The organism is Jiangella rhizosphaerae, from assembly GCF_003579925.1.
GTDB classification, from domain to species: Bacteria; Actinomycetota; Actinomycetes; order Jiangellales; family Jiangellaceae; genus Jiangella; species Jiangella rhizosphaerae.
On sequence record NZ_QUAL01000143.1, the window covers coordinates 38647 to 46575 of the forward strand.

Genomic DNA, 7929 nt, shown 5'->3' on the forward strand with positions numbered 1-7929 from the left:
CCGATCCGACGCCGGGCGACCTGATGCGGCGCATCGCGTTCCTGCTCGAGCGCGCCCGCGAGCCCACGTACCGCGTGCGCGCGTTCCGGACCGCCGCGAAGACCGTCGACGACGTCGGGCTGGCCGAGCTGGTCGAGCGGGTCGAGGCCGGCACGCTGACCGAGCTGCCCGGCATCGGCAAGGTGACCGCCACCGTCATCACCGAGGCGCTGGCCGGTGAGGTCCCGGTGTACCTGCGCCGCCTCGAGGCGACGGGCGGGCGGCCGGTCGCCGAGGGCGGCGCGGAGATCCGGGCCGCGCTGCGCGGCGACCTGCACATGCACTCCGACTGGTCCGACGGCGGCAGCCCGATCCCCGAGATGGTCCAGGCCGCCGCCGAGCTCGGCCACGAGTACGTCGCGCTGACCGACCACTCGCCCCGCCTCACCGTCGCCAACGGGCTGTCGCCGGAGCGGTTGCGCCAGCAGCTCGACATCGTCGCCGAGCTCAACGAGAAGGACCCCGGCATCCGGATCCTCACCGGCATCGAGGTCGACATCAACGAGGACGGCTCGCTCGACCAGACCGACGAGCTGCTCGGCCGGCTCGACGTCGTCGTGGCGAGCGTGCACTCGAAGCTGCGCATGGCGTCCGACGAGATGACCGAGCGCATGGTCACCGCCATCGCCAACCCGCACGTCGACGTCCTCGGGCACTGCACCGGCCGGCTGATCACCGGCGGGCGCGGCACCCGGCCGGAGTCGACGTTCGATCCCGAGATCGTCTTCGCCGCGTGCGAGCGGTTCGGCGTCGCCGTCGAGATCAACTCGCGGCCCGAGCGGCTCGACCCGCCCAAGCGGCTGCTGCGGCTGGCCGTCGAGGCCGGCTGCTCGTTCGCGCTCGACACCGACGCGCACGCGCCCGGCCAGCTGGACTGGCAGCCCTACGGGTGCGAGCGGGCGGCGGCCTGCGGGGTGCCGGTGGAGAAGATCGTCAACACCTGGCCGGTCGACGACCTGCTGGCCTGGACCCGTCGCGGCTCCTAGGGCACCATGCCGCACATGCCGCGTCCCGCCGTCGCCGTCCTGCTGCTCGCGCTCGCCCTGACCGGCTGCGCGGGCGGCGACTCCGCCGGCGGCGACGGCTCGCCCTCCGCCGCGCCGGTGTCGACGACGCCAACCGGGCCGTTTCGGGAGATCGAGTTCACCGGCGGCGACGACCAGCCGCGGCAGGGCCGGTTGTTCGGCCCCGACGACGCCCCGGTCGGCGTCGTCCTGTCGCACATGGGCAGCAACGGCGACAGCCAGGACGACTGGATGGCGACGGCGGAGGCGCTCGCCGAGCGCGGCCACCGGGTGGTGACGTACCAACGGCTGCGGCCCCGGTTCCAGGTCTGGCAGGACGTCGTCGGCGCTGTGCGGTACCTGCGCGACCACGGCGCCGAACGAGTCGTCGTCGCCGGAGCCAGCCTGGGCGCCATGGCGTCGCTGCACGTCGCGCTGGAGCCGTCGCCGCCGACGGACGCGGTCGTGTGGGTCGCCGGCGTGCTCGACTCGGACGGCATGGACTTCGAGCAGGCCACGGTCGCCGGGCTGAGCTGTCCGGCGCTGCTGATCACCGGCGACGGCGACAGCTACGGCGCCACCGAGGACACCCGGCAACTGCACGCCTGGTTGCCCGGGAGCGAGCTCCTCGTCCTGCCGACGCCGCGGCACGGCACCGACATCCTCGCCGACGGCGGCGCCCCGGCCGAGCAGCTCCAGACCGCGATCCTCGACTTCGTCGACGCGGTCGCGACAGGCCCCGCGTCCCCGTGTTGATCTTGGAGTTGTTCGGCAATCGTGGGGTGAAATGTCCGATAGATGGCCGAACAACTCCAAGATCAACATCGGGTGCGGGGGCGTCGGTGGGCGTTTGCCGCGCCGGCCGCCCGTTGGCCACCTCCGGCTCCGGATTGATCACGTTCACTAGGAAATTCCGTGTCGTACTACGCCTGCAATCGTGGTGAGGGTTGGGCAATCGTGGTGATGTACGCGATCGCCGATGAGCACCACCGTCCATAGCCGGGCAAACTAGGACGAACGGGCACGCGGAACATCCAGTCCTGCCCAAACTCCACCCCGCCCTCCGTGTCGCTGCCCGTCCTTCGCGGCACGAGAATGGGGCAGCCGGGGCGACGGGGAGCCCCGGCGAACGAGCAGTCCGGCCAGCCGCCCACCCCGCCGAAGTTGATCTTGGAGTAATGCCGCCATTGCGGCCCGAAATGTCCGATTGATACCGGCGTTACTCCAAGATCAACAGTCGTGGGTCGGGCGTCGGCCGGTGCGCGGCGTCAGTGGGGGCGGCGGACGGCGAGGGCGCCGGCGCCCAGGGCGACCGCCGCCATGACCGCGCAGCCCCAGAGAGCCGCGACCGGGCCGTTCGCGTCGACGAGGACGCCGAGCAGGCTGGTGGTTCCGGCCGCGATGCCGACGCTGAGGCCGAGCGCCATGCCGGCGGCCAGCCCGGCGTGCCGCGGCAGGCCGTCCTGGGCGACGATGACCAGCGGGTAGAAGATGCCCTCCAGCACCAGCCCGATCACGATCAGCAGCACCACGGCCAGCAGCGGCCCGGTCAGCGGGAGTACGGCCGACAGCGGGACCAGGGCGAGCACCGACACCAGGACGACCGGCCGCCGTCCGTGGCGGTCGCCGAGCGCGCCGGCCGCGTACGTCCCCACCGCGCCGGCCAACAGCATGCCGGTGACGGCCGCGCTGCCCAGGCCGACGCCGGCGCCGAGCGTCTCGTCGAACCAGACCGGCGCGAACGCCATCAGTCCGAACAGCACGCCCGCGGCCGCCGTCGCGCCGAGCGTCGCGAAGCCGAACGTGCGCCAGTCGCTGGGCAGCGGCGCCGCGCCGGGCTCGTCGGGCTCGGGCTCGGCCAGCTCCGAGTCGATCCCGCGGCCGAGCAGCAGCGCACCGGCCAGCGGAATGACCGCCACCGCGCCGGCCGCCTCGATGCCGTACGCCGCACCGAGCGGCACCACCAGCGACGGGCCCAGGGCGAAGCCGATGTTCCCGCCGAGCGCGAAGACGCCCAGCGCGGCGCCGGGGCTGGCGGCAGCCGCGGCCCGGGTCGCGCGGAACGCCTCGGGGTGGAAGATCGCGACGCCGAGGCCGCCGAGCAGCAGCGCGACGGCGATGGCGGCGAACGAGTGCAGCATGGTCGCCGCCAGCAGCCCGCCACCGGCCAGCACCAGCCCGAGCGGCTGCAGCCAGGCGGCCCGCACGCGGTCGCCGACGACGCCGGCCAGCGGCTGCATGACCGACGACGCGAGGCTGCCGGCCAGGACCAGCAGGCCGGCGTCGGCGTAGGTCATGCCGCGTTCGGCCACGAAGAACGGGATGAGCGCGGGGACGGCGGCCTGGAAGAGGTCGGCGCCGGCGTGCGCGATCGTCAGCCGGGCGACCCGGCCGCGGTGGACGTCCTGGCCGGGGATGACCCGCTCGAGCAGCGCGGTCATGGCAGTAACCCGTTCAGCGTCAGCTCGATGACGGCGTCCGTGGTGCGCTTCGCCGACCAGCGGTGCTCCCGGCGCAGATGCAGGTAGGTCTCGGTGACCTGGACGTAGAGCACGGTGGCGGCCTCCTCCGGATCGGCGACGGCGCGCAGCGAGCCGTCCAGCGCGCCGTCGCGCAGCAGCCGGACGATGGGCGCGGTGAACTCCGTGCGGGTGAGCGACTCGTCGCCCGGGTCGTGGTAGATCGCGTTGAGCGTCGGATCGTCGAGCCCGGTGAGGAGGTCGGCACGCTCGTCGGTGATCGCGCAGATGACCTCGAACGCCGCGATCAGACGGGTGCGCGCGTCGCCGTCGCCGGCGAGCACCGGCAGCAGCCGCGCGCGCTCCTCGCGGGCCAGCTCGTCGCGCAGCGCGACCAGGATGGCGGCCCGCGTCTCGCCGCGCCGGTACAGCGTGACGCGGGTGATGCCGGCCTCCTTGGCGATGTCGGCCATCGACGCGCCGCCGAGCTCCTGCCGCTCGGCCAGCCGCTTGGCCGCGGCCAGCACGTCCTGAGACACCGCCGCTTCACTCATGATACAAGGTGTATCACGCCGCGGCTGGCGTCGTCTAGACCCCGCCTACCTCAAAGTGGGGTGGGGCGGGAGGGGTTGGGGGCTGCCTCGGACGCCGCGCATGCTGGGGCCCCGGCGGCGGGGCCCCAGCATGCGGCGGGGGATCAGTCCAGCGGGTAGGCGCGGATCACCTCCTGCTCCAGCCGGGTGCCGTCGCCCTCGGCGTCGATCCGCAGCGACACGTGCGCGGCGTCGCCGGGGTGCTTGACGGTGACGGTGTACCGCCCCGGTGCGCCCGCCGCCGGCCGGACGACCGCGGGCCGCCAGCTGGCGCCGTCGTCGTAGGAGACCTCCACCCGCACCCGGCGAACGGACGGCGACGGCGCGCCCACCTGCCCGCCCACGGTGAGGTCGAAGTGGAACGTGCGGCCGGCCGGCGCGCGGTTGAGCGGGTCCAGCGGCACGTCGTACGACGCGAACAGCAGCGGCAGGAACGCACAGTTCCGGTGCCCGCCGTCGGTGCAGGCGTACTGCGGGGGCAGCTCGCCCAGGCCGGACGCCGGGGCCGCGGACCGGAACGTCCACGCCGTCGACGACCGCGTCCCCCAGCTCCACGGCGCGTCCGACCACGCGTCGATCTCCAGGCGGTACTCCGAGTCCGCCGCGACCGCCGCGAGCACCCCGCGCCCGGTGCGCCGGCTGACCACCAGCTGGTCGTCGCGGTACAGGCGGGTGGCCGAGTTCTCCCAGCGGGTATCCCAGACGCCGTAGTGGCCGTCGCCGGAGTCGGCGTAGTCCTCGATCCAGAAGAACAGCTCGTCGGCGTCGCGGCAGGCCGGGCACGGGATGCCCACGCGGGTCTGCTGGAGCACCTCCCGTCGCGGCGACGGCACGAACGGCGCACCGAACCAGGTGTCCTCGACCCGCTCGCCGGCCGAGAGCGTCCGCAGCCGGTCGCGCGCGCCGCGGGCCAGGACGACGTCGTCCGTCTCGTAGCCGGCCAGCTGCTTCAGCCACAGCATTCCGGGCGCCGCCGTCACGTACTCCGTCCGCTCGACCGGCGCGCGGAAGTAGCGGAAGGAGTCGAAGGAGTTGTCCTGCCAGGGCGCGAACGACGGGTTCACGTCGGCGACCGTGCGTTCCGGCACGTCCGCGTGGTACGTGCTCGACACCGTGGCGAGGTCGTCCGTGTCGATGACGTGGGACAGGTCCGTGCCCACGCCGCCGTCCTCGTCGAAGCGCAGGTCGTAGAGGTACGGGCTGTCCGGCGTGGAGTGGACGGTGACGGCTCCGCCGCCGCGGGCCAGCAGCGTCTCGGCCTCGCTGAGGTCCAGCGCGGCCGCCGGGATGGGCAGCCCGCGCTCGACCGCGCCGGAGAACGGGTAGCCGGACCGGCTGTAGAGCAGCGCCAGCTCCGCACCGGCCGCGGCGACCGCCCGGATCTGCTCGCTCCACTGCCCGCCGGTCGCCTCGACCAGCGCGATCCTGCCGTCCAGGTCGACTCCGGCGAGCTCGGCCGGCGTGGCGGCGCCGGCGTCGACGACGTCCCACCGGAACCGGCCGGCCGGCAGCTCCGGCGCGTAGACGAAGTACTCCGGCTCGAACGCGGCCAGCCCGGCGCCGTCGACGACGATGTCCGGCTCGGCCAGCGACAGCTGCGACACCAGGTGGAACTGCCCCTCGGTGACCTGCTCGGTCGGCGTGGCGTAGAGATCGGTGAACGGCTCTCCGAGCAGGTACCGGTAGTGCATCGCGGCGCCGGCCAGCGGGAACCGCCAGAACTCCAGCTTCGCCGAGACGCCCTCGACGGTCCGTCCGACGTCGGCGCTGACCGGGACCGCGGTGCGGCCGTCGAGCACGACGCTCGCGCCGCCCGGCCCGACCTCCACCTGCGGGTCGCCGGCGAACGTGTAGGTGTACCGCTCGCCGTCGAGCTCGGTCATGATGCTCAGCACGCTGTACGTGCCCGGTGGCACGCGGACGGTCGCCTGGCCGCGCGCGTCCAGGTTCGGGAACGAGACGTGCGTGGAGGAGTCGTCGACGTTGCCGACCTGGACGGTCGCGCCGCGGTTCGGGGCGCCGTCGCGGTCCAGGACGGTGACGGTGAGCTCGTAGACCTCCGGCTCCTTGTTCAGCCCGAGTGGCAGCGAGACGCTCACCCCGTCCGGGCCGGTCCCGGTGACGAAGCCGCTGTACAGGCCGGCCGCGCCGAGCGACGGGTCGAGCGTGACGTCGACGGTGGCGGTGCCGTTCGCGGGGACCGTCACCGACGGCGCGCCGAGCGTGAGCATGCCGGCCGGCGCCGGGGCGCCGCCGGTGGTCGCGGTCGCGGCGAGGTCGAGGCTGACCGGTGCATCCGTGACGTTGGTGAACGTGACGGTGCGGACGATCGGCTCCAGCTCGGCCTGCGGGTAGGGCAGGTAGCCGAAGTTCAGCGGCGCGGGTCCGGCGTAGACGCCCTGGGCGACGGCGGTGGCGACGTCGAGCCGTCCGCCGCCCTGCTGGTAGACGGTGAGGCCGTCGCGTGGGACGGCGGTCGACACCAGCGCGGCCTTGACCTGTTCGGGCGTCCAGTCCGGGTGCTGCTGACGGACGATCGCGGCGGCGCCGGCGACGTGCGGCGTGGCCATCGAGGTGCCGGACGCGCTGGTGTAGAGCTCGTCGACCGGGGAACCCATGGCCGTGCCGGCGGCCCGGGCGGCGACGATGTTCGTGCCGGGCGCGGTGATGTCGGGCTTGACGGCGTGGTCGCCCACGCGCGGGCCGCGGCCGGACGTCGCCGCCAGCTCCTCGGTCTTGGTGACGTTGCCGACGGTGAGCGCGGCGTCGGCGGCGCCCGGGTTGGTCAGCGAGTAGTCGCCCGGGCCGTAGTTGCCGCCGGCGATGACGAACAAGGCGCCGGTCTCCGCGGTCAGCTCGTTCGCCGCCTGGCTGAGCGGGTCGGTGCCGTCGGTGGCGTACCCGCCGAGGCTCATGCTGACGACGTCGGCGCCGTTCCGTGCGGCCCACTCCATGCCGGCGATCACCCAGGAGTCCTGGCCGTTGCCGCCGTCGTCGAGGACCTTGCCGATCATCAGGTCGGCGCCGGGCGCGACGCCGCGGCGGGCGCCGTTGGAGCCCGCGCCGGTGCCGGCGACGGTGGCCGCGACGTGGGTGCCGTGGCCGTGCCGGTCGACCGGGCTGTTCCCACCGGTGAAGTCCTGTTGAACGGTGATCTGGCCGGCGACGTCCGGGTGGCTCGCGTCGATGCCGGTGTCCAGGACGGCGACCGTGGTGCCGGTGCCGTCGAGTCCACTCGCCCACGCCTCGGGCGCACCGACCATCGGGACGCTGACGTCGAGCGTCGCGGTGACGCTGCCGTCGAGCCAGACGCCGTCGACGCCGCGGTCGGCCTGGACGGCGTCCCAGAACGTGCCGGCGTCGGCCTTGGCGACCTCGACCGCGGCTCCGTCGATGCTCGGCAGCGGGAGCGTGGCGTCGCTGGCCGGCAGGCTCTCGGCCCGGCTCGCGACGGTGGACGCGGACCGCGCGGCGGCGCCGTCGTAGGTGACGATGACCGGCAGCTCGGCGGCCGCGTCGTCGGCGTACCCCTCCGCGATGAGCCGGGTGACGTTGAACAGCTGGTCGTCCACGGCGCCGGCGCGGACCTGCGCTGCCACGCGCGCCGGGACGACGTAGGTGTCGCCGTCCAGCTCGTACGCCTCGACCGCACCCCCGTCCGCCGCGTCGACGGCAACCGACGTCTTCCCGCCGACGGTGGTGACGTGGACGACGTCGCCGGTGACCAGCGTGACCCGGGTGGCGGACTCGCCGCCTGCGGGTGCGCCGCCGCCCGTGGGGTCGGCGGCGGTCTCCGGCGCGGCGGCAGGGGCGGCCGGCGCCGACGTGGCCGGG

At 74.2% G+C, this 7929-nt stretch carries 5 protein-coding genes; 2 read left to right on the forward strand and 3 right to left on the reverse strand.

Annotated elements, in window-relative coordinates:
• The first annotated feature begins 23 nt into the window (after positions 1-23).
• Positions 24-1025, forward strand: a complete 1002-nt coding sequence (locus tag DY240_RS14580; RefSeq protein ID WP_119660588.1) for a PHP domain-containing protein — start codon at positions 24-26, stop codon at positions 1023-1025.
• A gap of 15 nt (positions 1026-1040) precedes the next feature.
• The gene (locus DY240_RS14585; protein ID WP_119660582.1) at positions 1041-1799 is read left to right on the forward strand and encodes an alpha/beta hydrolase; all 759 of its coding nucleotides are present in this window, start codon (positions 1041-1043) and stop codon (positions 1797-1799) included.
• A gap of 512 nt (positions 1800-2311) precedes the next feature.
• On the opposite strand, the gene DY240_RS14590 is transcribed toward DY240_RS14585, so the two are convergent.
• From DY240_RS14590 to DY240_RS14600, 3 genes are all read right to left on the reverse strand, one after another.
• Complete coding sequence (locus tag DY240_RS14590; protein ID WP_119660583.1) at positions 2312-3484, reverse strand: MFS transporter; 1173 nt, start codon at positions 3482-3484, stop codon at positions 2312-2314.
• A complete protein-coding gene (locus tag DY240_RS14595; protein ID WP_119660584.1) occupies positions 3481-4056 on the reverse strand; it encodes a TetR/AcrR family transcriptional regulator in 576 nt (191 codons plus the stop codon). The genes DY240_RS14590 and DY240_RS14595 overlap by 4 nt, the downstream gene beginning before the upstream one ends.
• Before the next feature lie 143 nt (positions 4057-4199).
• A partial coding sequence (locus tag DY240_RS14600; protein WP_119660585.1) for a S8 family peptidase occupies positions 4200-7929 on the reverse strand: 3730 nt, incomplete at its 5' end.